The 25181-nt window shown below is 66.0% G+C and carries 21 protein-coding genes; 5 read left to right on the forward strand and 16 right to left on the reverse strand.

What is annotated here, in order from left to right; genetic code table 11:
• Positions 1-22: 22 nt before the first annotated feature.
• Positions 23-2413 carry an ATP-dependent DNA ligase gene (locus AC4AMJ_RS21780; RefSeq protein ID WP_489914628.1) on the forward strand — a complete coding sequence of 797 codons (2391 nt, stop codon included), beginning with the start codon at positions 23-25 and terminating at the stop codon, positions 2411-2413.
• 8 nt (positions 2414-2421) lie between these two features.
• Complete coding sequence (locus AC4AMJ_RS21785; RefSeq protein WP_489914633.1) at positions 2422-3186, forward strand: dienelactone hydrolase family protein; 765 nt, start codon at positions 2422-2424, stop codon at positions 3184-3186.
• 6 nt (positions 3187-3192) lie between these two features.
• Here AC4AMJ_RS21785 and AC4AMJ_RS21790 read toward each other — a convergent pair whose 3' ends face one another.
• On the reverse strand, positions 3193-4044 hold the full coding sequence (locus AC4AMJ_RS21790; RefSeq protein WP_489914635.1) for an SDR family NAD(P)-dependent oxidoreductase: 852 nt from the start codon (positions 4042-4044) through the stop codon (positions 3193-3195).
• A gap of 137 nt (positions 4045-4181) precedes the next feature.
• Here AC4AMJ_RS21790 and AC4AMJ_RS21795 point away from each other — a divergent pair, with 137 nt between their 5' ends.
• Positions 4182-4940, forward strand: a complete 759-nt coding sequence (locus tag AC4AMJ_RS21795) for a metallophosphoesterase (RefSeq protein WP_489899040.1) — start codon at positions 4182-4184, stop codon at positions 4938-4940.
• Between the two features lie 9 nt (positions 4941-4949).
• On the opposite strand, the gene AC4AMJ_RS21800 is transcribed toward AC4AMJ_RS21795, so the two are convergent.
• From AC4AMJ_RS21800 to AC4AMJ_RS21825, 6 genes are all read right to left on the reverse strand, one after another.
• On the reverse strand, positions 4950-5405 hold the full coding sequence (locus AC4AMJ_RS21800) for a nucleoside deaminase (RefSeq protein ID WP_489914637.1): 456 nt from the start codon (positions 5403-5405) through the stop codon (positions 4950-4952).
• Positions 5402-6382, reverse strand: a complete 981-nt coding sequence (locus tag AC4AMJ_RS21805) for an ornithine cyclodeaminase family protein (RefSeq protein ID WP_489914639.1) — start codon at positions 6380-6382, stop codon at positions 5402-5404. Before AC4AMJ_RS21805 ends, AC4AMJ_RS21800 begins: the two co-directional genes overlap by 4 nt.
• A gap of 24 nt (positions 6383-6406) precedes the next feature.
• On the reverse strand, positions 6407-7333 hold the full coding sequence (locus tag AC4AMJ_RS21810) for an ABC transporter permease (RefSeq protein ID WP_489914641.1): 927 nt from the start codon (positions 7331-7333) through the stop codon (positions 6407-6409).
• On the reverse strand, positions 7330-8412 hold the full coding sequence (locus tag AC4AMJ_RS21815; RefSeq protein WP_489918485.1) for an ABC transporter permease: 1083 nt from the start codon (positions 8410-8412) through the stop codon (positions 7330-7332). Before AC4AMJ_RS21815 ends, AC4AMJ_RS21810 begins: the two co-directional genes overlap by 4 nt.
• Before the next feature lie 68 nt (positions 8413-8480).
• On the reverse strand, positions 8481-10028 hold the full coding sequence (locus tag AC4AMJ_RS21820; RefSeq protein ID WP_489914643.1) for an ABC transporter ATP-binding protein: 1548 nt from the start codon (positions 10026-10028) through the stop codon (positions 8481-8483).
• A gap of 12 nt (positions 10029-10040) precedes the next feature.
• Positions 10041-11024 carry a BMP family protein gene (locus AC4AMJ_RS21825; RefSeq protein WP_489914645.1) on the reverse strand — a complete coding sequence of 328 codons (984 nt, stop codon included), beginning with the start codon at positions 11022-11024 and terminating at the stop codon, positions 10041-10043.
• Between the two features lie 169 nt (positions 11025-11193).
• On the opposite strand from AC4AMJ_RS21825, the gene AC4AMJ_RS21830 reads away from it, so the two are divergent.
• Both AC4AMJ_RS21830 and AC4AMJ_RS21835 read left to right on the forward strand, forming a co-directional pair.
• Entirely contained in the window at positions 11194-11901 is a 708-nt protein-coding gene (locus AC4AMJ_RS21830) for a GntR family transcriptional regulator (RefSeq protein ID WP_489914647.1), read from the forward strand.
• A gap of 414 nt (positions 11902-12315) precedes the next feature.
• The gene (locus AC4AMJ_RS21835) at positions 12316-13566 is read left to right on the forward strand and encodes an HNH endonuclease (RefSeq protein WP_489914649.1); all 1251 of its coding nucleotides are present in this window, start codon (positions 12316-12318) and stop codon (positions 13564-13566) included.
• A 365-nt stretch (positions 13567-13931) separates the two neighbouring features.
• Here AC4AMJ_RS21835 and AC4AMJ_RS21840 read toward each other — a convergent pair whose 3' ends face one another.
• The 9 genes from AC4AMJ_RS21840 to AC4AMJ_RS21880 form a co-directional block, all read right to left on the reverse strand.
• Positions 13932-14957 carry a YdcF family protein gene (locus tag AC4AMJ_RS21840; RefSeq protein WP_489918486.1) on the reverse strand — a complete coding sequence of 342 codons (1026 nt, stop codon included), beginning with the start codon at positions 14955-14957 and terminating at the stop codon, positions 13932-13934.
• Positions 14958-15106: 149 nt separating this feature from the next.
• Positions 15107-15538 (reverse strand): DoxX family protein, encoded by a 432-nt coding sequence (locus AC4AMJ_RS21845; RefSeq protein WP_489899031.1) that lies wholly within the window; start codon positions 15536-15538, stop codon positions 15107-15109.
• A 132-nt stretch (positions 15539-15670) separates the two neighbouring features.
• Positions 15671-17197, reverse strand: a complete 1527-nt coding sequence (locus tag AC4AMJ_RS21850; RefSeq protein WP_489914651.1) for an NAD(P)(+) transhydrogenase (Re/Si-specific) subunit beta — start codon at positions 17195-17197, stop codon at positions 15671-15673.
• Positions 17194-17514, reverse strand: a complete 321-nt coding sequence (locus tag AC4AMJ_RS21855; RefSeq protein WP_489899030.1) for an NAD(P) transhydrogenase subunit alpha part 2 — start codon at positions 17512-17514, stop codon at positions 17194-17196. Before AC4AMJ_RS21855 ends, AC4AMJ_RS21850 begins: the two co-directional genes overlap by 4 nt.
• Entirely contained in the window at positions 17514-18596 is a 1083-nt protein-coding gene (locus tag AC4AMJ_RS21860; protein ID WP_489914653.1) for a Re/Si-specific NAD(P)(+) transhydrogenase subunit alpha, read from the reverse strand. Before AC4AMJ_RS21860 ends, AC4AMJ_RS21855 begins: the two co-directional genes overlap by 1 nt.
• A gap of 236 nt (positions 18597-18832) precedes the next feature.
• Positions 18833-20383 carry a hypothetical protein gene (locus AC4AMJ_RS21865; protein ID WP_489899028.1) on the reverse strand — a complete coding sequence of 517 codons (1551 nt, stop codon included), beginning with the start codon at positions 20381-20383 and terminating at the stop codon, positions 18833-18835.
• A gap of 84 nt (positions 20384-20467) precedes the next feature.
• On the reverse strand, positions 20468-21793 hold the full coding sequence (locus AC4AMJ_RS21870; protein ID WP_489914655.1) for a PE-PPE domain-containing protein: 1326 nt from the start codon (positions 21791-21793) through the stop codon (positions 20468-20470).
• A 114-nt stretch (positions 21794-21907) separates the two neighbouring features.
• Positions 21908-23470 (reverse strand): molybdopterin-dependent oxidoreductase, encoded by a 1563-nt coding sequence (locus AC4AMJ_RS21875; protein WP_489914657.1) that lies wholly within the window; start codon positions 23468-23470, stop codon positions 21908-21910.
• Between the two features lie 73 nt (positions 23471-23543).
• Positions 23544-25001, reverse strand: a complete 1458-nt coding sequence (locus tag AC4AMJ_RS21880) for an FAD-binding protein (protein ID WP_489914659.1) — start codon at positions 24999-25001, stop codon at positions 23544-23546.
• Between the last annotated feature and the right edge of the window lie 180 nt (positions 25002-25181).

Here is a 25181-nt window from a genome sequence, read left to right on the forward strand (position 1 = left end):
CACACCGTGGACAATGGTCGTCATGGGTGGTGGTGAGAGCCTCGACGTGGACGGTCGTCGCATCCCGATCACCAATCTCGACAAAGTGCTCTACCCGGCCGCCGGCACGCGGAAGTACGAGGTCATCGACTACTACACCCGCATCGCCGATGTCATGCTGCCGCATCTAGCGGGGCGCCCGGTCACCCGCAAGCGATGGCCCAACGGTGTGGAGTCGATGCCGTTCTTCGAGAAGGACCTGCCATCGTCGGCACCCGATTGGCTCGCACGGTTCGGTGAACAGCACAGCAAACGAGTGATCACCTACCCGCTCGCCACCTCGCGCGCCGACCTCGTGTGGTTCGGCCAGATGGCGGCGCTCGAATTGCACACTCCGCAATGGCGGGTGCCGGAGCACGAAGGCACCAGGCCCAAGGCCGACCGCCTGGTCCTCGACCTCGATCCCGGCCCCGACGTCCCCCTGTCGCAATGCGCCGAGGTGGCACTGATGATCCGGGACATGTTGTCGGCGGCGGGACTGACCTCCTACCCGGTCACCAGCGGCGGTAAGGGACTGCACATGTACGCCCGCTTCGACCGGCCCGTGTCACCCGAGGCCGCCCGGACCGTGGCGAAACAGATCGCCACCAGCCTGGCCTCATCGCACCCCGATACCATCACCGCGACGATGGCCAAAGCGGTACGCAGCGGCAAGGTCTTCATCGACTGGAGCCAGAACAGCGGTTCGAAGACGACCCTCGCTCCGTACTCGATGCGAGGTCGTGAGCAACCCTGGGTGGCCGCGCCGCGTAGCTGGGAGGAACTCGCCGACCCCGACATCGGACAGCTCCTGTTCCACGAGGTCCTCGACCGTGTCGACGCTGACGGAGATCTGCTGTCGGGCCTGGATGCCCCGCATCACCTCGACGGCACCGACGGTGACGAGGGCGAGCTCGACGACGAGGCCGCGCCGTCGGCTCGCGAGTTGATCGAGGTGACCGGTAACCCTGTCGTCAGTCTCGGCGAATACCGCCGCAAGCGCGATTCCGCCAAGACCCCGGAACCCTTCGGCGACGACGCCCACCGTGACCGGCAACGCGCCGACGAGGAGCAGACCGACCCCATCTTCGTCATCCAAGAACACCACGCCCGCCGGTTGCACTACGACTTCCGGCTCGAACGTGACGGTGTCCTCGTGTCGTGGGCCGTCCCCAAGAATCTGCCCGACGACCCGGACCAGAACCGGCTCGCCGTCCACACCGAGGATCACCCGATGGATTACGCCGACTTCTCCGGCGACATCCCGGCGGGCGAGTACGGCGGAGGACACGTAGAGATCTGGGATCGCGGCACGTACGAGACGGAGAAATGGCGCGACAACGAGGTGATCGTGCGGCTTCACGGCGAACGCGTGCAAGGCCGCTACGCATTGATCAAGACGGGCGACAAGAACTGGCTCGCCCATCTCATGAGCGACGAGCCGCGCCCGATTCTGCCCGACAGTCTGCGCGATCCTCGACCGATGCTGGCGACCGATGAGTCGATCGAGAACCTCGACGGACGCGACTGGGCCTTCGAGGGCAAGTGGGACGGTTATCGAATTCTGTTGCGCTACATCGATGGCGATTTCCGTCTGACCTCACGCTCGGGAATCGACATGACCGCCGATTTTCCGGAACTGCGCGCCATCGCCGACGACCTCGGGCTCATCGACGTGGTCCTCGATGGCGAGGTCGTGGCCCTCGATGCGAGTGGCCGTACCAATTTCACCTTGCTCTCCGCGCGGAGGAACAGCGACGAGGACCTCACTCTCAAGCTCTACGTCTTCGACATCCTGTATCTGAACGGGACGTCGCTGCTGCGGCGACCGTGGTCGCAGCGACGCGAACTGCTCGAGGAACTCGCGCCGGCCTTCGCGGGCTCCCCATTCGCGGAGGTACCCGCGCTGCTACCGGGCCCGGGCCGCGCAGCGATCGAACAAAGCCGCGAGCAAGGTTGGGAAGGTGTTGTCGCGAAACGTCGTTCGTCGACCTACCAACAGGGCCGTCGCACCACGAAATGGCTCAAGCACAAGAACTGGAGCGACATCGAGGTGGTCGTCGGCGGATACCGACCCGGCCGCGGAAACCGTTCGGACACCATCGGATCGCTACTGCTCGGCCTGCCCGAGGAAACCGGGCTCCGATACGTCGGCCGGGTGGGGACGGGATTCAGTGACGCCCAGTTACGTTCACTGGCAGCCGAACTCGAACCGCTGCGCATCAACCGCTGTCCCTTCGTCGACAAGCTCGACCGTCCGGTCGCGTCGAGTGCGATCTGGGTGCTGCCGAAGATCGTGGGCGAGGTCAGATTCATGGACTGGACCAGTACCGGGCACCTGCGCCACCCGAGTTGGCGCGGAATCCGCCGGGACAAACTTCCCGGCGACCTGTGAGAGAGAGGTTGTGCACTGTGACCGACGAGATGATCAGCATCGACACCGCAGACGGGGTCGCGGAGGCCTACGTCACCAGACCCGACGACGCTTCCGGTCCGCTCCCGGGCGTGCTGTTCATCATGGACGCGATCGGCCTACGGCCACAGACCAAGAGGATGGCCGACCGGATCGCCTCGTGGGGCTACGTCGTGATGGCACCCAACGTGTTCTATCGCAACGGCACCGCCACCGAGCTCGAGCCGACCGTCGACCTCACCGATCCGGACAGTCGTGGTGCCTTCTTCGCCGACGCGATGCCCCGGGTGAAGGCCCTCACCGATCCCCTGGCCACGACGGACTTGTCGACCTACCTGGACACGTTGCGCGGGCTCGAGGGAGTCGGGAAGGGTGACGTCGGCGTGACCGGCTACTGCATGGGAGGTCTACTCGCGCTGCTGGCCGCGGCGACTCGCCCCGACGTCGTCGGCGCGGTCGGCATGTTCCACACCGGCGGTCTGGTCACCGACGATCCCGACAGTCCTCATCGGCGCCTGCCGGACGTTCGCGCCGACGTCGTGGCAATCCACGCCGACCAGGACCGGTCGCTGCCGCCGGAGGCGGTTGCGGCGTTCGAGCACGCGTTGACCTCGTGTGGCGTGACCCATTCGGCGTCGGTGTTCCCGGGCGCCTTGCACGGGTACACGATGGCCGACACCGCGGTCTTCCATCCGGAGGCGACCGAACGCCACTTCGAGGAACTCGAAGCGCTGTTCAAGCGCACCCTGCACTGAGCGCGACTACAGACCCTGCGCGACCCGCTGCCGCTCGACGAACCTCGTCGTCACCGCCTGCATGAGTCCGGGTGCGAACCGCGAGATCCGCCACGCGAATCGCGCCTGGGCCGGGACGACGAGCAACGCCTTGTTGCGGTCGACGGCCTCGAGCGCCTCGGCCGCCAGGCGGTCGGGGCCGTAGGCCGTCCGCACGCCCTGCCCCGACAGATAATACGAACGGCCGGTGAAACCGCCGACCCCTTCGCCGTCGAGCAGGGGCGTCTCGACGGCAGCCGGACACAGCGCGGTGACACCGACGCCGTGGGCGGCCGCCTCCGATCGCAATGCCAGCGTCAACCCGACGACGGCATGTTTGGTCATCACGTAGCTCGTGAGGAGACCCGCCGCGGCCAGACCCGCCATCGACGCCGTGTTGATGATGTGTCCGGAACCTTGCCGGATCATGTGCGGATACGCCGCGGTGACCCCGTGCACCACACCGCGGATGTTCACGTCGATGATGGAGTCCCACTGTCGGGCGGTGAGTAGTTCGGTGTTGCCGCCCAGCGCGATACCCGCGTTGTTGAACATCAGATCGAGGCGTCCGCGATCGCTGACCACGGCATCGACCGTCGCGCGCACGGCCTCGCCGTCGGTCACGTCGAGGGCCGCGGCGCGCACCGTCCCCCGACCGTCGGCCAGTTCGGCGGCGACCCGACCCGCCGCATCGACATCGACATCAGTGCAGACCACGTCCGCGCCGACCTCGACCAACGCCCGGGTGAGCGCCGCGCCGATACCGGATCCACCACCGGTCACGATCGCGGTATGACCCGCGAAGCGATCCGACGCAATGCGGGGTAGAACACGTTTCATTCGCCAAACCTGACACGCACGGTGATGCGTGTCAACCAACGACGTTGCGCCCACGCGGATCACCATCGGTGCCCCTCGGCGCGCCGATACCGTGTCGCTTGACTAGCCTCAGATCAGTCAGTGATCAAGGAGCGTGTGTGTTCGTCGTCGCCCACATCAGCGACCTGCATTTCAACGGCACGCGGTACAGCCGCCGCCGGATCGAAGCGACGCTGGACTACATTCACGCCCGGGCGCACGGCATCGACGCGCTGCTGGTGACCGGTGATATCACCGACGAGGGCACCGAGTCCGAATACCGTGAGGCCTTCGGTGTCCTCTACAGTCCGCTGCCCATGATGATCACCGCCGGCAACCACGACCACCGCGAACGATTCAACGCCGGCCTGTTGGGAAAGCCCGGCAGCGATCCGATCAACAGCGCCGAGATCATCAACGGAGTGCTGTTCGTCGTCTGCGACAGTTCCATCCCAGGGCGCAACGACGGATACCTCACCGACGAGACGCTGGCGTGGATGTCGGAGCAGATCGTCTCCGCAGGTCCGCAGACGCCGGTGGTGGTCGCCTTCCACCATCCGCCGGTGATCTTGGACATGCCGTTCATGGATTCCATCCGGCAGACCGAGGAGCAGCGCCTGGCCGCACTGGTGGACCGGCACCCCAACATCGTCGGCTTCGTGTGCGGCCACGCTCATACCCCTGCCGTCACCACGTTCGCCGGCCGCCACCTCGCCGTCGCACCCGGGGTCGCCTCCACTCTCAATCTGCCCTTCGAGGGCACCGAGATCGTCAACCGCGGGCAGCCGCCGGGCATCGCCTTCCACATGCTGCACGGGCTCGACGGTGGCCCGGACGATTGGCGACTCATCACCCATTTTCGTTCGGTGATGTTCTGAGGGTCGGCGTCACCCGCCGCCCATCACCCGCAACGCCTCATCCTCGGCGACAGGCCCCTGCACCACGATCACACTGTCGGACGCCCCGACGACATCAGCACACCCCAATCCGAAATGCGGTCCCTCCGGCAGGATGACCGAGAATGCCGCGGTGGACGCCGCGAACACGATCCGGCCGACCCCGGCCCACACGCACGCAGCGGCGCACATCGGACACGGCTCACCGCTGGCATACACTGTCGCACCTGCGAGACGCTCTCCCTGACCCGCGTCGATGGCGGCCCGGATGGCGACCAACTCGGCGTGCGCGGTGATGTCGCCGGACGACGAGGCACTGTTGCGCCCTTCCCCGAGCACATCTCCGTCCGCGGCCACGACGACCGCACCGAACGGTCGATCACCGTGACCGGCGGCGTCCCGAGCCAGAGCAATGGCCCGCGAGATACACCGCTCGTCCGGGCTCATCCGGCGATCTCCACTCGCGTACCGACACCGCGTTCCCGCGCCGCGTCCAGCAGCAGGCGGGCGGTCACGAGGTCCTGCAGCCCGATGCCGACGGAATTGAACAGTGTCACATCGTCATCGTCACGACGTCCCTTGGCGGCATCGATGATCACCTCGCCCAGTTCCAGCTCGACGTCACCCGTGCCGAGATGCCCCTCGGCCAGGGCGAGCACCACGTCCCCCGACTTCGCCAGGGCGGTCGGCGTGCTGTCGACCACAAGACGAGCCGAACCCATCGCCATCCCGTCGATCTCGCGATGGTCGGGGCGCGGCGGTGCGCCCACCGCATTGATGTGCATCCCCGGCCGGAACCACGCACCCGAGACGATCGGATCTCGTGACGGCGTGAGCGTACACACGATGTCGGATGCGGCGACCACCTGCCGCGGCGATTCCACCGACTCGATCTGCACATCGATATCTTCTGTGCGACGACGGAATTCGTCTGTGGTTCGTTGACTCCTCGACCACACGAACACCTTCTCGATCGCCCGGATGCGGGAGATCGCGCGGGTGTGCTCGACGGCGAGCGTTCCCGCTCCGACCAATCCGAGCGATGTACTCGATGCACGCGCGAGGTGGGCGGTGGCAACGGCGCTTGCGGCGGCCGTGCGGATGGCGGTGATCAGCCGACCGTCGAGCACCGCCTCACATTCGCCGGTCTCCGCCGACACCAGCAGGATGGTCGACCGTTGGGCCGCAAGCCCCGCGTCACGGTGCAGCGGCATGTCCGACAGCAGTTTCACCGCGCTGCACCGTTGGCGCCGAGCGGTCGCTGCCATCGGCAACACGGAGCCCGCATCGATCGGAAGTACCTGTGGCGCGGGGTTGGACGCGTCGCCGGTCGACAGATCGATGTGCGCCTGTTCGACCGCGCGGTAGACAGCCGGCCGGTCGATCAGCTCGGCTATGTCGTGGTGGGTCAGGATGATGGCCATGAACGGCACCTTTCAAGAATCGGGTCAGACTCGACCCACGTAGGGAACGGTCAAGCACGACGGCGCTTTTCGTCCACCGACGAAACCTGCCACCGCGATGATCGCGATGACGTACGGCAGGATGACCAGGAGGGCGTAGGGAATGTCGACGCCGACCGCCGGCAGGGCGAACTGCAGCGCACGGGCCACGCCGAAGAAGAACGTCGCGACCAGGATGCCGGAGGCCCGCCAGCGCCCGGCGATCACCGCGACCACCGCGAGATAGCCCATGCCGGCGGTCATGTTCTCGCTGAACGAACGCACCTCCGACAGGGCGAGTTGCGCACCGGCCAGCCCACCGGCGCCCGCCGCGACCAGCACCCCGAGCACCCGGATCCGGTTGACCGGCAGACCCGTCCATCCCGACGATGTCGCATCCTCGCCGACGGCGTCGACGCGGACACCGGCCATGGTCCGGCCGGAGAATGCGACCGCGAGCAATCCCACGATCACGACACACAGATAGCCGAGAAGGGTCTGCCCGAACAGAGCTGGTCCGATCACCGGTAGGTCACTGAGGACCGGGATGTGCACATCGTGGAAGGCCGGCACACCGTTTCCCTTCCCGTCGGCCAGCAGGATGCGCGAACCGAACGTGGTCAGCCCGAGCGCCAGGGCGTTGGCGGCGATGCCGATGACGATCTGATCGGCGCGAAACCGCACGCAGAGCAGCGCATTACCCAGACCGAAGAGCAGGCCGGCGACAATTGCGGCCGCCACACCTACGAGCGCAGAACCGGTGGTGACCGCAGCCAGCACACTGGCGAAGGCGCCACAGAGCATCATCCCCTCCATGCTGAGATTGAGGACTCCGGCCCGTTCGCTGATCGATTCGCCGGTTGCTGCCAGCAGTAGCGGAATGGCGAAGGCGACTCCGCTGGAGAGGATTTCGGTGATCATGGCGACATTCATGCCGACACCTCCTCGGTCATGGATTTCGTCGTCGGTGAGGGGTCGTCGAGGGGTTCGGGGCGTGGGCGTTTCCGAGCGGAGGCCGCCCACCACGCGCTACCGGCGATGAGGATGATCAGTACGCTCTGCACCACGGTGACGGTGGAGGACGGTACACCGGCCTCGAGTTGCAGATTGATACCGCCGGAGACCAACAGTCCGAACAACAGTGAGACCGCGCCGACCGCTGTCATCGACCCACGGGCCAGCAGACCGACCACCAGTCCGCTGAACCCGAAGCCCGACGAGAAGCCATCGGCGAGCACGAACGGCGCGGTGCAGACCAGCACGCCCCCGGCCAACCCGGAGAACCCACCGGCGGCCGCCAGACCGAGAAAGGCCGTCCGACCGACGGGTACACCCAAGCGGGCCGACGCGCCGGGCGACAATCCCACCGCGCGCAGGCGGAGCCCGACCGCACTGTGCCGCAGAATGATACCGACGATGCATGCGAGGAGTACGGCCAGCACCACCGCGACCGTGGCCGGGTTCTTGGGCAGCCCGAGGAGCGGTAGATGGGCCGATGCGACGAGCGACTCCGATTGCGGCAACGTCTCCGACGACGTCATCGGCTGCCGCAGCAGTGCAGGCTCGTGCACCACGAGCACGACCAACCCCAGGCCGACGAAGTTCAGCAGCAGCGTCGTGATGATCTCACTCGTACCGCGCCGCACCCGCAGCCACGCGGCTATCGCCGCCCAGGCAGCGCCGCCGACGACGGCGGCCGACAGCGTGGCCGGAAGAGCGATGACCGGCGGCAGCGACGTCGGCAAGGACACGCCGACAGCTGTGGCGGCGATTCCACCGAGGCAGATCTGGCCCTCGCCACCGACATTCACCAGCCCCGCACGGTAGGCGATCGTGAATCCCATCGCCACGAGCATGAGGATGGCCGCGTTGTTCATCGAGGTGCCTATCGCGAACGGCGAACCCAACGTGCCGTCGACGAGTGCGTCGATCACCTCGGCGGGATCGGCTCCGGCGGCGGCCGCGAGTGCCAATCCGACTGCTGCGGATATGATCAGCGCACCGACTGCCATCACTGCCGGATGTCGGGGGTGCAGGGCGGCGCGGTTTCCGCCGGATCGGATCCGTGGTTGGGGGAGACTCACACCGCCACTCCTGTCAAGAGATTGCCGATCTCGCGTGCAGCATCGGGTGACCGGGTGTCGACTGACCCGTTCAACGCACCGCGGTAGGCGACCACGACGCGGTCGCACACGGCGAGGAGTTCGTCGATCTCGCTGGAGGTGACCAGCACGGCTGCCCCGTCGTCGGCTGCCTCCCGTAGTCGGTCGAGGACGAACGCGACGGCGCCGACATCGAGCCCCCGGGTCGGTTGCGCCGCGATGACGACGCGCAAGCCCGGAGTGGCCAATTCGCGCGCGAGTACGACCTTTTGCTGGTTACCGCCGGACAGTTCGCCGATCGTCGCATCCGGTCCCGATGCCCGGATCGAGAAAGCCGCGATGGCATCGTCGGCCGCCGCACGCATCCGGGAACGGTCGAGCAGTCCCCAGCGGCGGCGGTACTGCTTCAGCCGTGGCATGGCAAGATTTTCCGTGATGGTCATCTCGGCGATGATCCCCTCGGCGTGGCGGTCCTCCGGGATGACCGCCAACCCGGCATCGGTGCGCCGGCCCGGCGTGGAGACGGTGATGTCGGCACCGTCGAGGCGCACCGACCCGCGCTCCGGCGTCAACGCACCAGAGAGCACCCCGGTCAACTCTGACTGCCCGTTGCCCTCCACACCGGCGATCCCGACGATCTCGCCGGACCGAATGTCGAGGTCGACGCCCGAGAGCGCTTGACGGCCGTCGTCGTGAGTGACCCCTATCCCCCTGACCTGCAGGCAGATCGGCGCATCCGACGGCATCGCGCGAGGAGGCCGGACCGCACGCTCGAGTGGTCGTGTGCCGCCCAGCATCAGCTCGAGCAGGTTCTCCGGCGTGACGTCGGAGAGCTTGCCGCCGCCGACGACGGTACCCGCCCGAAGCACCGTGGCTTCGTCGGCAACCCGCGCCACCTCGCCGAGCTTATGGGTGATCAGAACTACCGACTTGCCGGTATCGGTGAGCGCCACACAGGTTTCGATGAGTGCGTCGATCTCGGCCGGATCGAGAACCGCCGTCGGCTCGTCGAGCAGGATCAGCCGTGGATCACCGAGTAGGGACTTGACGATCTCGACACGTTGGCGTGCGCCCACGCTCAGATCCTTCACCGTCGCTTTCGGATCGATCCTCAATCCATAGAGGTCGGCTATGCGGTCGAGGTCGGCGCCGAGCCGTCGGCGTGGTGGCCGGAGCCCGTCGGATGACAGCAGGAGGTTGTCGGCGACGGACATCGTCGAGATCAGCGAGAAATGTTGATGCACCATGGCGACCCCCGCGGTGAGTGCTTCTCTGGGGTTCTGCGGGCGGTAGTGTGCCCCGCTCAGTCTCATCGCGCCGGCATCCGACGACACCGTGCCGAAGATGGTGTTGCACAGGGTCGACTTGCCGGCACCGTTCTCACCCAGGATGCAGTGCACCGACCCGGAGCCAACCGACAGGCTCACGTCGTGAAGTGCCTGCACCGTTCCGAACGATTTCGCGATGCCGTCGAGGGTGAGCAGCGGAGAATCGTTTCGCGCCATCACGTCCGTGGTGATCGTCATCGTGGCCCGCCGTCAGTACGGGGTGATGGAGCCGTCGGCGATGCCGGCCTTGGCCCGATCGACCGTGTCCTTCACCGCAGGATCGGTGGAGCAGACGACGTAGTCGGTACCGGCCTTGTCGCTGGTCAACCCGAATGGAACCTGCTGGGCCTGCCACGATCCGTCGAGCGTCGAGGTGACGGCATACTCGACCTCGGTGCCGATGTCGGTCTTGACGTATCCGCTGTAGACGGAATTCGTGCAGTCACCGGGGATCGGGCCGCCGCTCATCTGTTTCCCGGTCTCCTGCGCGGCCTGCTCCATGCCCTGCTTACCGAGGTTGACGATCTGGCTCAGCACGTCGGCGCCACCGGCATAGGCTGTGGCAGCAGCCTGTTTTGCCTTTGCCGGGTCGTTGAAGTCGCCGACGTACTGCGGTGCCAGCACCTTCACGTCCGGCCTGGCGAACTTGGCACCGTTGGCAAAAGCCTTGGCCGAGTTCACAATGGCGGGAAGCTCGACGCCACCCACGAATCCCACGGTGCCGGACTTCGAGCCTGCTGCCGTCGCTGCGCCTGCGACGAACTCGGCCTCGGCCTGCTGCGGATCGTAGTACGCCAGGTTCGGCATCGGTTCGGCATCGGACGGCCCGCCGATCTCGACGAACTTCACGTCGGGGAACTGGGGTGCGACCTTACGGAGGTCGGCATCGGTCTGTCCGCCGACGGAGATCACCAGATCGTTCTCCGAGGCGAACCGCTGCAGGGCCTGCTGGTAGTCGGCCGCGGCAACCTGTTCCACGTAGCTTGCATCCACCTTGTCGCCCATCTGTTCCTTCACCCGCTGATATCCGGCATAGGCCGACTGCATGAAGCCGGTGTCGTTGACCGAGCCGGGTAGGAAGACTCCGACCGACAGCGTGTCGCCGCCCCCGCCGGAATCGGATGATCCGCAGCCGGTGACGCCGAGAGCAAGTGCACCGGCCACTGCCAGCGCGATGGGAAGTGTGCGTTTCATGGACAGCCCCTCCTGAATCCTTCGGCACCATTAGCGGTATACCGTTATGAATGAGAGTGCGCCCGGCTCATTTCCGCCGCATTACGCGACCGTAAGAGAGCAGTTAACGGTATACCGTTAACTTTCGGCCGGTTAAGCTGTCCCTCAACGCCCTACAGAGGAGACCCCGGTGACGAGTGCCGCTTCCGATTCGACAAAGAAGTCGTTGCGCGAGCAGGTGTACGACGAATTGCGTGCGCGCATCGTCGGCCTCGACCTGCCACCGGGAACGCGGCTGGTGGAGCGTGACCTGGCCGACGAACTGAAGGTGTCACGAATACCGCTCCGCGAAGCGATGCAGTTGCTGCAGCAGGACGGGCTGGTGGTCGTGGTACCTCGACAGGGAGCGATCGTCGCACCCTTCACCGCCGACGATGTTCGCGATCTCTTCGACGTCCGCGAAAGCCTCGAAGTACTCTCGGCCCGGTTGGCAGCCGAGCGCGCCGACGAACAGGGGCTCGCGTCCCTGGCTGCTCAGCTCGAGATCGCCCGCGACGCCACCGCCCGTGACGACAAACCTGCCATCGCTGCCGCGAACGCACACTTTCATACGATCATCGTCGATCTGGCGGCAAACCCACTGCTGGAGAACATCCTGCGCCCACTCGAGGCGCGCACGCAGTGGCTGTTCCATCTGACCCGCGACCGTGACCCCGGAGTGCAGTGCCGCGAGCACGAAGAGCTCCTTGCCGCCATTTCTGCACACGACCCCGACCGCGCGGCACGTTCGGCGTTTCATCATGTCCACTCCGGGCGCGACGCGAGTCTGTCGATGGCAGCGGAATGGTCACGTACAGCCCTGGATCCGGTTGCGCTCACCAAGAGCCGACGGCGCTAGGTGCGCAAGAGCGGGATACACGAGACAAGGGCCGAACCCAGGCATCAAGGGTTCCGCTGCTCGAGCGGGTGATGAGCGGCGCGGAGACCCATCCACTGATCGTTGGTCGATAAGCGAACGCGGAAACCCCCTCCCGCTGATCGAGTAGACGACGCAGCCCTTCCGCTGATCGAGTAGTCGACGAGCGGCAGTGAGGAGGCCCCTCCCGCTGATCGAGTAGTCGACGAGCGGCAGCGACGCGGCCCCTCCCGCTGATCGAGTAGTCGACGAGCGCGCGAGGAGACGTATCGAGATCCCCTGCCACACAACCATTCAGCCACGACACCAACAAACCCCGACCGCCCCGAAAAATTCTCTGCACCTTCCTCCACAAACCCCTTGACGTCGAACGCCAGTTCGAATACTTTGGATGGCATGAGAACTTCGGGGGAACTCTCACCGCTTGTCGATACACTCCGTGACCTACCCATCGCCCACGATGAGCTGGCCAAACAGTCGGCCTTCGACACGACCCAGGCACTGATCGTGATGGGCAACCTGATCGCCCACCACCTGGCGATCATGGTCGGCCACCTCGACCGCCTCGGTGTGGCGAAAGACCACGGCCGCACAATGACCGAACTCTTGATCGTGATGGGCCTGGCACCCGCGGTCGCGGCTCGCCTACAGCGCATCGCCGCCACGACGTCCTCGCTGCCCACCCTGCACGCCCATGCCGCCGACGGTGCGATCTCCAGCGAACACGCCGACGCGGTGGTCAAAGGGATTGATCATATTGCCAAGAGATCAGCGGAACCGATCGACGACGCAGCGCGTCTAAGATTTGTGACAGATCTTCTCGGACAATTCTTCTCCGGCGCCACCCCCGCCGACATCACCAAACACGCCCGCGCGTTAGGCAATAAGCACGCCGACGACACCGGCGGCCTACCCGCCTCGGAAGACCGCAACCTCAACACCCTGTCCAAAGCGTTGACCAGCGACGGACGACTCGAAGTGCACGCCGACCTCAACACCGACGTCGGCGAAAAGTTCCACGCCGCCATCGAAGAACTAGCCAAACCCCGTCCCGAACCCGACGGCTCCCCCGACGCCCGGTCCACTGAACGTCGCCAAGCCGACGCATTGGAAACGTTGCTGGACATCGCCGCCCGCGGCGGCGATGCCGCCTCCGCACCGCGCACCCAAACCCTGATCACGGTACCCGCCGAACGACCCGAAGACGCCGAACTCGAGTTCATGGGGTCGATCACCGAAGCCACCCTGCGCACCCTGACCTGCGACGGCACCATCACCACCATGATCGTCGACGACGAAGCCGTCCCCCTCGACATCAGCCACGACAAACGCCTGTTCCCCGCACAACTGAGAAGAGCACTGCACCAACGCGATCGGGGCTGCATCAAATGCGGGGCACCCGCCACCCGCTGCCACGCACACCACATCAAACATTGGGCCGACGGAGGCAAAACCTACCTGGAAAACGGCTGCCTGTTCTGCCCCTCATGTCACCACGACGTCCACCACAACGGCTGGGACGTCGTCATGGGACTCGACAAACACCCCTGGCTCATCCCGCCGGCATCCGTCGACCCGCAACGACGCCCGATCCCCGCCCACAACCGGCGCACCCTCAACCTCGACAACCTGCCCACCGCCGCCTGAACCGAGACCCGGTGACCACAACCGCCAGACCACCGCCGCTGACCCCACCCGACCAACCAGCCTGACTGACCCGCCGTCGCTCTTCCGCTGATCGAGTAGGTTCCGAGCCGCTAGGCGAGGCACCGTATCGAGATCACCCAACCCCGGTCTCGATACGCAACTCACTTCGTTCGCCGCTACTCGACCAGCAGAGAGCGACCCCTGGCCGGGACCGCATCTGATCCTTGAGAACTCCAAAGAGTGAAACACACACGGCACCACACGGTGTCGCGTACCCGACGGCCACCCAAACCCGGTCACCACAACCGGACCACCGTGGTGCGCGGTACGCGACACCGGGCGCCGTGTGTCGGCCGGCGTTGGCCTCACCCTGTCGCCGACGACCCCGTGCCGAGGAGTGTTTCCAGCAGCTTTCCACCGAACTCGGTGATGAGCCCGGGTCCGGTGTCTGGCAGGTTCTCGGGGACGGGCAGTCCCGCCTCACGGGTTGCCGGAATCTTCGCGGTACGTGTCGCCTCGAGCCGAATGCCTCGCTGCTGATCCTTCGTCAGGGGAGTCTGATACTTCGCGAGATCGGTCGCGGTCGTCACGGTCGCGACGGTGCGCAACCCTGCGGCCGCGAAATCTGCTGCCCCGCGGCGAATATGGTTGGGAGACGTGACCAGGATGATGGTGCTGATGCCCTGGGTACGCAAGATGTCTGCTGTGTTCTGGGCATTGGCGACCGTCGACCCGGACTTGCCCTCCTCGGTGATGCGGGTGGCGTCGACCCCACTGGAAACCAGCCATTTCTTCATCGCCGCGGCCTCGGTGACACCCGCTTTCGGTGCGCCACCGGTGACGACGATCGGTGCCGTCGTGGTGGTCTCGGCCTGCGCCTTGCCGGCGGTGACCCGTCGGACGAGTTCGGGTGCCATCGTTCCGTTGCGGTTCAGGCCGTACCCGAGCACGACGATCGCGGTCCGCCCCGACACGGTCTTGGGCGTGGTGTCCGGAACGATGTGGGCTGCGGCGGCGACGCCGTCGATGACGTTGCGTGCCGTGGTGGACAGCGCCGGGTTGATCACCCCGAGGCGGGACAGCGCCGCACGCCCGGTCGTGGGGTCGTCGGCCTGGTCCGACCAGATCGCCTGCAACGCAAGTGCGTAGGCGTCGGCCGGTGCCACGGTCAGCATCTGCTTCAGCGCGTCGAGTCCACCCGGGACATCCCCGGCCGCGAACTTCTGTTGCGCCGAATTGTAGAGTCCTGCCGGGTCGACCGCGGTCACCGCCGGCGCCACGTCGACATGGACCGACCGATCGACGGGGAGCGTGCCGACCACCACACCGCCGACCGCGGAGGCAGCGATCACCGCCACGGCAGCAAGCTTGGTCCGCTTCACTTTGGACACATGAGTCACTTGCGTAACAGTATCGGCAAGCGGCTACAGGCCCGCACCTGTCCGGTCGCAAGTCGATAACACCCACCACAGCAGAAATCCCGTTTCCGTCCGAGAGTTCGGACGGAAACGGGCAGCTCCTGCCTGCGAACAACGACAGCTCAGCGCCGAATCCCGGCCACCTTCAACAGCTCCGGCCGCCGGAGGATCAGCCCGATCCACATCAGCACACCGAGGTACACCGCGAACAAGGTGGTGCTGACGAGTGGCGATTCGATCCGCATGTTCGCTGTCACCGCACCACCCAGGTATGCGGTGATCCCGACCGCCCCGAGAACGGCGGTCCGGGGAATCGCGTACACGACAAGGCAGACCAGCAGAACGGTGCCCATCACATAGGCCTGGTCGATCGGGAACCCGAGCTTCGCGGTGCCCTCGATGACGGCCTCGGGCTGTGTCAGCTTCCCGACGATGTCGAAGACGAGGAAGGCGCCGATCAGCACGCTGATCGCGACTCCCGTTGTGTGACGCCAACTCCGGGCACGTACCCGGTCGGTGGCGTGCGACGTTGTGTCGATGGTTGATGCGGTCATGATGCCCTCCGGTGTGTGGTGTGTGGTTCTGCCGGGATAGACACACCACTGCCGGAAAACTCATCGGCCCAAACGAGAACTGCCTCCGTTCCCCCGATGTCGGGGCAAACGGAGGCAGGCCTCGGAGGGGGTTTACAGCGCCTTGAGTTCTTCGATGACGCTGTCGACGCTCTTCTTCGCGTCGCCGAAGAGCATGCTGGTGGCGTCGGCGTAGAACAGCGGGTTCTCGATACCGGCGTAGCCCGAGCTCATCGATCGTTTGAGCACGATCGTGGAGCGGGCCTCGTCGACGTTGAGGATCGGCATGCCGTGAATCGGTGAGCCGGGATCGTTACGCGCGGCCGGGTTGGTGACGTCGTTGGCGCCGATGACGATGGCGACGTCAGTGCGGTTGAACTCACCGTTGATGTCGTCCATCTCCTTCATGGCGTCGTATTCGACATCGGCCTCGGCCAGCAGCACGTTCATGTGCCCGGGCATCCGACCGGCAACCGGGTGGATCGCGTATTTGACCTCGACACCCTTCTCCTCCAGCAGCGCCGCCATCTCCTTGACCGCGTGCTGGGCCTGGGCAACCGCAAGACCGTAGCCGGGCACCACGATGACCTGGTTGGCATAGGCCATCTGGATCGCGGCGTCGGCGGCCGAGGTCGCCTTGACCGTGCCACCCGCAGCGCCGGTCGGACCGCCGCCGGCATCGCCGCCGCCGCCGAACGAGCCGAACACGATCGCCGGGATCGACCGGTTCATCGCCTTGGCCATCAGGTTGGTCAGGATCGAACCCGAGGCGCCGACGATCATGCCGGCAACGATCATCGCCTGGTTGTTCAGTGCCAGACCCGCGGCGGCCGCCGACAGACCGGTCATCGCATTGAGCAGCGAGATGACCACGGGCATGTCCGCGCCACCGATCGGGAACACCACGAACAGACCCATCAGACCCGCGACCACCAACAGCAGCACGATCCAGAACCACGCCGTCGCATCGAGCGAATCAGCCGACACACCGATGTAGATGGCGATCGCCACGGCCGCGATGGCCAGCACCATGTTCGCGAACTGGAAGCCCTTGGCGTTCTTGACAAACGCCTTCTCCAGCCCCTTCGGCATGATCTCTTGCAGCTTGGCGAACGCCACCAACGAACCCCAGAACGACACCGACCCGACGATCGCCGCGAACAGCGACCCGACGATCACATGCACGTCCGGGGTCTCCGCGATCGCGGTGAAGCCATCGGACTCGATGTACTCCGCCCACGCGATCAACGCGACCGTGCCGCCACCGACCCCGTTGAACAGCGCCACCAGCTGCGGCATCGCCGTCATCTTCGTTTTCAACGCCGGCGGAATACCCAGCACCACACCGACCGCCAGGCCGAGCGCGATGAGCACCCAGTTGATGCCGGGCACCCCGACGTCACCGGCATTGTTGTAGACACCCAACAGCGTGGCGATCACCGCGATCCCCATACCGGTGGCCGCGATCCAGTTGCCGCGCACCGCGGTCTTCGGGCCGGTCAAACCCATCAGACCGTAGATGAACATGGAGAACGCGACGATGTAGAGAACCGTGACCCCGTAACCGAGGCCCGCCGACACCTGACCGCTCGACTCGGCGGCGAGATTCACCACGCCAAGACTCTCAACACGGGGGCTCATTTCGCGGTCTCCTTGCTCACAGTCTCCTTCTTGCCCTTGAACATCCCGAGCATGCGGTCGGTGACCAGGAAGCCACCCACCACATTCAGGGTTCCGAAGACCAACGCGACGAACGCGATGACCCGAACACCCCACGACGCATCAGCCGGCAACGAACCCATCACCACCAGCGCACCGAGCACCACGATGCCGTGGATCGCGTTGGTGCCCGACATCAACGGGGTATGCAAGGTGTTGGGAACCTTGGAGATCACCGCGAACCCCACGAACCCGGCCAACACCAGGATCGCGACATTCGCGAGCAGTTCGTTGTACATCAGGCCACCGCCTCTTCGCGTGTCACACACGACGCGGCGAGCACCTCGTCGTCGAAGTTCGAGTTGATCGCACCGTCGTCGCCGAGCATCAGCTCGATCAACGCGAGCAGGTTCTTCGCATACAGCTCGCTGGAATGCTCGGGCATCGTCGCCGGCAGGTTCAGCGGCGAACAGATCGTCACATCGTGTTTGACGACGGTCTGCCCCGGCTCGGTCAACTCACAGTTGCCGCCGGTCTCACCCGCCAGATCGATCACCACGCTGCCGGCCTTCATGCCCTCCACCGCGGCCGCGGTCACCAGCCGCGGCGCCGGACGACCCGGCACCAGCGCGGTGGTGATCACCACGTCGAAACCCTTGATCGCGTTCTCGAGCGCCTGCTGCTGCTGCGCACGCTCCTCATCGGTGAGTTCGCGGGCATACCCGCCCTCACCGGCCGCGTCGATACCCAGATCCAGCCACTGCGCACCCACCGAACGGACCTGCTCGGCCACCTCCGGGCGCACGTCATATCCGGTCGTCCGACCGCCGAGGCGCTTGGCCGTGGCGAGCGCCTGCAGCCCGGCCACACCCACACCGAGGACCAGCACCGTCGCCGGCTTCACCGTGCCCGCAGCAGTGGTCATCATCGGGAAGTACCGGGTCGACAGATCGGCCGCCACGATCACCGACTTGTAGCCGGACACGTTGGCCTGCGAACTCAACGCATCCATCACCTGCGCACGCGAGATACGCGGGATCGCCTCGACCGCATAGGCCTCCACACCCGCCGCCTTGAGCGCATCGATCTGGTTGTCGGCGTTACGCGGCGCCAGGAAACCGATCAGTTTCTGTCCGCTCCGCAGCTTGCCGATCTCCTCATCGGTCGGTGGCGCAACCCGCACCACCACATCCGCGGAATACGGGTCGCCGATCGTCGCGCCGGCCTCCACGTAATGTTCGTCAGGGATCAACGCCCCCAACCCGGCACCCGACTCGACGACCACCGGGACACCCTTTCCGACCAGCGAGCCGACCACCTTCGGGACCAACGCCACCCGACGTTCGCCCGCGGCAGACTCGCGCACGACACCCACACTCATAGTTCTCACCCTTAGTTCTGGTCAGGTACGCACCTGGCAGACCGGACCCCGGCGGTCGCCCTTCCATCGCATTCGGATCGCGGCTGCGATGGGCCGGAACAGTGCATTGTCACCCGGCTCACAAAAACGTGCGACGAACATAGCATGGGGACAACCGCAAGGGGCGTGTCAGTCAGATTGGTCACTCAGCCCTTGACGGAACACGTTCTACCAGAATTGGACACTTGTCCAATACATCACTCGTCAGCTGCGGAGACACCGTCGTTCGAGGACGTGGCCGAGGATGAATTCGATACTTCGTCGGCGGCGGGTTCGGAGGCGGTCGCGTCGCTCGACGCACCACCCTCCCCCAGGTCGGCGGACGAATCGTTCGGTGATGGCGAATCGTGAGACCCGGAGTCCTCGCCCGGCCCGTCGCCCGGGTCGTCGCCGGCGTTCGCCCCGTCGGCCCCGCCGTCCGCGGCGGTGGTCGACTGCGACGGCGCCTGCGGGGTCATCGGCGTTGCCGGCGCCTCGGGTGCGGCCGGGGTCTCCGGAATGGCGGGCGCCTCAGGTGCTGTCAGAGCGGCAGGCGGTCCTTCCGGTTCCTCCGCGGCGACCGCCCCGCTCATCGACTCGACATCCGGCGGACCGGTCGACTCCGCACTCGATGTCCTGAGCATCGTGGAGTAGCCCGACGCAGCGGCCTGCTTGTCGAGCGCATCAGGATCGGTGACCGGTACGGTCCAACCCAGTGCGTCGTAGAGGTCCTGCTGGATCTCGCGCGGCGTCGGGACCGGATACCCGGCAATGGTGCTGGCCTCGCCCGGCATGGGGACCGGCACGACAGTGCTCAACACGGTGTCGAACTCCGGCGCCACCGGAATCCCCAGTCCACGCAGCATCATCCCCCACGGGTTGCCCCCGTCGAGTACGACGTAGGTCGTGTTGCCGTCGTCGCTCTGCCACTCTTTGATGACCGTGTACTGGTTCACGTAATCCCCGTTGGCCCCATGGATGTAGGCGCCCGGAAGCAGGTAGAACAGGGTGGTGAACGGGTGTACGAGCGGGTTGCCGAGCCCGCAGGCGGAGTCGCCGCGGACGCAATACGAGATGACCTGGATGTCACCGGTATCGGATTCGTCACGCGGACCGTTCATGTAGAGGCCCGGTATGAAGCTGGGGATCACCGTCTCCACACCGGTGTTCGGGAAGCGGGTGTCGGCCCCCAACAACACGACGATGTTCTCGTCGGGAATGTTGCCGCTCTGGTGCAGGAGGTATGCAGCGTTCCACGCCACCGGCCCGCTCTGGGAGTATCCGTTGATGATGATGACCTGGCTGGGATCCGCGGCGTTCGCCCATGCCTGCTCGGCTGCCGCCACCGTGGCCGATGTCCCGGCATCGACCGAGTCGTTGTAGGTCGCGTCGCCGACCAGATAGATCGGCTGCCCGAACAAGGAGAAACCGAAGGCGGCCGGATATCCGACGATGACGACACGTGTGGGATCGATGTTCCCACTGGCGTCCGTGCCGAGATCATAGAAGCCGATGGCCACGGTTCGGCCCCACTGGTCGGCGCCGTCGAAGTCGTCGGTTCCGGGCACGAGGATGACTGTGGCATCGTCGCCGAGGTTCGTCGGCAGCCAGACGGGCTTGGAGCGCACCGGTTGCGCCTGTGTCCAGTCCGCCGGGACCGAGACCTCCGGCAGGGTGATCCCGCCGATCGTGGCGCCCGTCGCCGAACCGGGCTGCAGGAACAGGGACACCGTCAGAAAGACGGTGAGTGACAACAGAACTCGACGCACGCGGACCCTCGATTCCGGCGGAATGGTGAGGTGAGTCTAACGGCGATTAATCTGCGATGTAGGACAGCGAAACCGGTGCGGCCGTCAATTCGTCGATTTGGATGAATGATGCGGCGTGCGCACATGCGTAGCGCCGCGATTTGGTACTGCCATCGTGAGGCGTCCGACCCCGGGATGAGACCGTCCGAGGTAGCGCTCGACGATGTCGCGGACCAGCGTCGGGGGCGGCGGTGGCGATGGGGGCGGCTGCTGCTTCTTCTTCGTCGCCGGTGGGGCCACCGACGAGTCGTCGACAGTGCGATCGGCCCGAAGGCGATCGTTCACTTGGGGGTTCGTGTCGGGATCGGTCACCGGGACCGGCCAGCCGAGCCTGGCGTAGATGGTGTCCTGTAGTTCGCGTGGCGTCGGAACGGCGTGACCGGCGTTCGTCGCCTCGCGGCCGGGCATCGGGACCGGAACGAGCGCACTCACCACGTCGTCGGCGTCCTTCGGCACGGGGACGCCGAGGTCACGCAGCATCATGCCCCACGGATTTCCGCCGTCATAGACGACGTAGTGGGTGTTCCCCTCGGGACTGTCCCATTCCTTGGCGATGTCGTATTCGTTGATGCGATACGTCAAGAACCCGTGCACATAGAAGCCAGGAACCAGGTAGAAGAACGTGGACAGCGGGTTGGCGAAAGGATTGCCGACGCCGCAGGTCGCGTCACCGCGGACACAGTACGAGTACACCGGGATGTCACCGGTGTCCGACGGGTCGCGGTCACCATTGGTGTACATGCCGGGAATGACGCTGGGCACCACGTTCTCGACTCCGGTGGTGGGGAATCGGGAATCGGCACCGACCACGACGACGATCCGATCGTCCGGGATCGTCCCGCGCTGGCGCAGCACGTGGGCGATGTTCATCGCGACCGGCGCGCTCTGCGAATAACCGTTGATCACCACCGTCTGATCCGGGTGGGCGGCATAGGCGGCCTCGGCGGCGGCGACCCCCTTCGCGGTGCCGACTTCGACGGAGTCGTTGAATGTGCCCTCGCCGGCCAGGTAGATCGGGAAGTCGCCGATGGTCAGACCGAACGCAGCCGGATAGTTCACCACCCGTACCGGCGGCCGTGTCGCGGGTGCGACGCCGAACATGCCGATGTCGCGGGTGCGCCCGAGTTGATCTGCGCCGTCGTAGTCGGTGGTACCCGGCACCAGGATCACGGTGTCACGGCTGCTCAGCGCCGGCATCCAGTCCGGCTTCGCCACCACCGTCGGCTTCTGCTCGATCAGGTCGGGCGAGTCCGAGTCCGGAAACGTGATCGGCCCGATCCTCAGTGCGTCGGCGGGACCCGATCCGAAACCCGGCTGGAGAAGCACCACAACGGAGAGAAAAATGCTCAGCGACAGAAGAACTCGGCGCATGATCCCTCTCCCGCACGAAATGCCACGAAGTCAGCAGAGTGTATCGCCCGGCGGACTGGATGTGTCGTAGTCGACGATTCAGTCAGACCGTGGGTCTGTGTTCGATCAAATGGACTACGTGATCGTGTACCGACGGGAGTCGAGTCCGGTCGCACCGTCGGGAATGGGCGACGCGTGCTCCTCGATCTGATGTTTGCCGTTCTTGTCGATCGCGCGGCAGTAGACGGTGTGTTCTCCGGGAGTGGCGACCCAGGTGAACCGCCATTGGCGCCACGTGTCGATCGAATACTCGGTGGCCAGCTCGGCGGGCTGCCACACACCGTCGTCGACGCGCACCTCGACGGCCTCGATCCCGGTGTGTTGTGCCCACGCGGTACCGGCAACGACGACTTCGCCGCGCCGCTGCGTGGAGCCCACCGGGCGGTCGATCCGCGAGGCGAGTTTGATCGGGCCCAGCGCCGACCATCCGCGGCTCGTCCAGTAGGCCTTCGCATCAGAGAAGCGGGTCAGTTCCCAGTCCACGACCCACTTGGTGGCGGAGACATACCCGTAGAGGCCGGGCACGACTTGCCGGACCGGATAACCGTGCTCCACGGGCAGCGGCTCCCCGTTCATCCCGATCGCGAGCAGGGCGTCGCGGCCGTCGGTGACCGCGGAGACGGGCGTGCCGCAGGTGAATCCATCCGAGCTCGTCGACAGCAGCATGTCCGCCTGCGGATGCACACCCGCCCGGTCGAGGAGAGTTCTCATCGGCACACCCAGCCATCGCGCATTGCCGATCAGGTCGCCGCCGATCACGTTCGACACACAAGTCAGGGTGACGAGCCGCTCGGTCATCGGCATCGCGATCAGTTCGTCCCACCCGATCCGTACCTCGTTGTCGACCATGCCGTGGATGCGCAACGACCACCCCGACGTCGTCAGGTTCGGCACCTGCAGGGCCGTGTCGATCCGATAGAAGTCGGCGTTCGACGTGACGAATGGAGTCGCCCCGGGGACATCGAGATCGGCCGTCGGGGGAATGGGCGGCGCAGGCGTTCGCGGAGTCGGCAGGACGACCTTTGTGCGGTCGGCGACCGTACGCGCGGTGTCGGCGAGCATGCGCCGTCCGACTGCGCCGACGGCGACGGCCAGCGCGGCGATGCCCGCCGCCGTCAAGACGAACCGCCGGTCGATCCCGCGTGCGGTCGACTCGTCGTCGGATGCGTCGCCGGCGGGCTCGGTGGTACGGGAGGCCAGCATGCCGATCAGCACCCGCAGCACGATCACGGCGACCACCGCACCGAAGACCGACGGGATCGCGAAGGTCCACCGGGAATCCGGGCGGTCCAGTGCCGCGAGGACACCGACCAGACCGAACACACCGACGATGACTGTCCCGACCGGCGGCCGAAGCCGTTCGGCCACACCGCAGATCGCGGCGATGAGCACGATGAGGATGGTCATGCCGACATACAGCGCGGACTTGTCGGAGGTGCCGAAGGTGCCGATCGCGAACTCCCGACCGGACGTCGGTGTGTGGTCGACGACGGCCGCGCCGACCGCGAAGTAGGGCGATGCAGCAGGATCGACCGTGACGGCGACGAGTTCGCCGAACGCGAGGCCTGATCCGACGGCGACGACACCGGCCAGGGCGGCCGCCGCGAGATGTCCGGCCGCGCGCGATGTGGAGGTCACATCCTTTGATACCTCAGTAATCGCGCCGATGGTTCTGCCCGGGCCAGGCCGTCATCCTTCGGTCACAAACTGGTCAGCGGCGCGCGGCGGCGTGCCGTCCGGCACGTCGGCCGAAGTAGGAGCCTTCACCCAGTTGGGTGCCGCTCGCATAGCCCTTGCCGTCCTGCGCGAGGTTGGCCGCGCAGGCTCCGGCGGCATAGAGGCCTCCGATCGGTTTGCCGTCGGCATCGAGTACCTCGGCGTCGAGGCTCGTCGCCATTCCGCCGATGGTGAAACACGAGTACATCGCCTTGCCGAGGCTGAGGTCGAACGCTCCCCACGGCCCGTGATCCTGTGCCGCGAGAAACTCCGGCGCCTTGTGGAAGTCGGGGTCCCGGCCCTCGGCGGCGTTGGCGTTGTAGTCGGCGAGCGTCTTCTGCAGCCGGCCTTCGGGGATTCCCAGGTCGGATTCCATCTCGGCGACCGTCTCCCAGCCGTCGATGAGGTGGATCAGCGGCACCTCGGGACGCTGCATGTGCGCTTCGTCGACGATCAGGAAAGCGGCCGAATCCGGCTGATCCATCACGAAGCCCGATGTCCGCGAATGATAGGAGTCCTCCGCGACGAACCGGTCGCCGTTCTTGTTGACGACGATGCCGGTGAGCAGGATGCTCGGCGGGTAGATCGGGGCGGTCACGAACGCCTGATCCATGTGTTTGAGGGCGGCTCCCACCGATTCACCCAACCGGATGCCGAGGCCGTCGTCGTAGGTGCTGCCGAGGGTGAACGGCTTCTCCGCGACGTGCGGCACGTGGCGGGCGACCATGTCCTCGTTCATCACGAACCCGCCGGCCGCGATGATCACCGACTTCGCGCGGATGACTCCTTCGGCCCCCGGCGTTCGCCATGCCGCACCGACGACCGCACCCTCGTCGTCGACGACGAGGTGGCGGGCGCCGGTCTCGTAGCGGATCTCGGCACCGAGTTCGGTGAGGCGTTTGACCAGCAGGTCGACGACCATCGACGCTCCGCCGGTGTCACCGGGAACCGGGACCTTGTGGCCGCGAGGGGCGGGTTTCGCGATGTTCTTGAACGGCCACACCTTCTCGTTGCCGGTGAACATCAGCCCTTGGGTCTGCGGCTGGATGACCGCCTTCTCCGGGTAGAAGCTGCGCTCGAAGCTGAAGCCGAGTCCTTCGAGCCAGTTGAAGTGCTCGACACTGTCAGTGCAGTAGGCGTGGATCTTGTCCGGCTCGGGCTCCCGGGACACCGCCGTGAGGTACTTCTCCATCTCCTCGGGGCTGTCGTCGTGACCGGTCGCCTGCTGCACCGCGGTACCGCCGCCGAGGTAGAAGTGCCCGCCGGCCATGCAACTGGTGCCGCCGGCCGCCGCCGCACGTTCCAGGACGAGCACCCGTGCACCCGCGGCTGCCGCCTCGACCGCGGCGCTGCCACCGGCCACGCCACACCCGATGACCAGGACGTCCACGTCGTCGGAGAAGGACTCCACCGTGTCCAATGCGATCGTGTCCGGGATCTCAGTTCCAGCCATGCCCACAGGGTAGACGATCGACTAGAACATGTTCTAGTTCTGGCTCCGATCCGAGGAGTTCCCACCCGCCCCCCCCTGAGCAGCCCCGCGAGGAACGAGCGATGCGTCACCACCCGCCCCCGACGAACGAGCGAAGCGTTCCCACCCGCTCCCTGAGGAGCCTCGCGAGGATCGAGCAAA

This window comes from Gordonia sp. LMA484, from assembly GCF_058129505.1.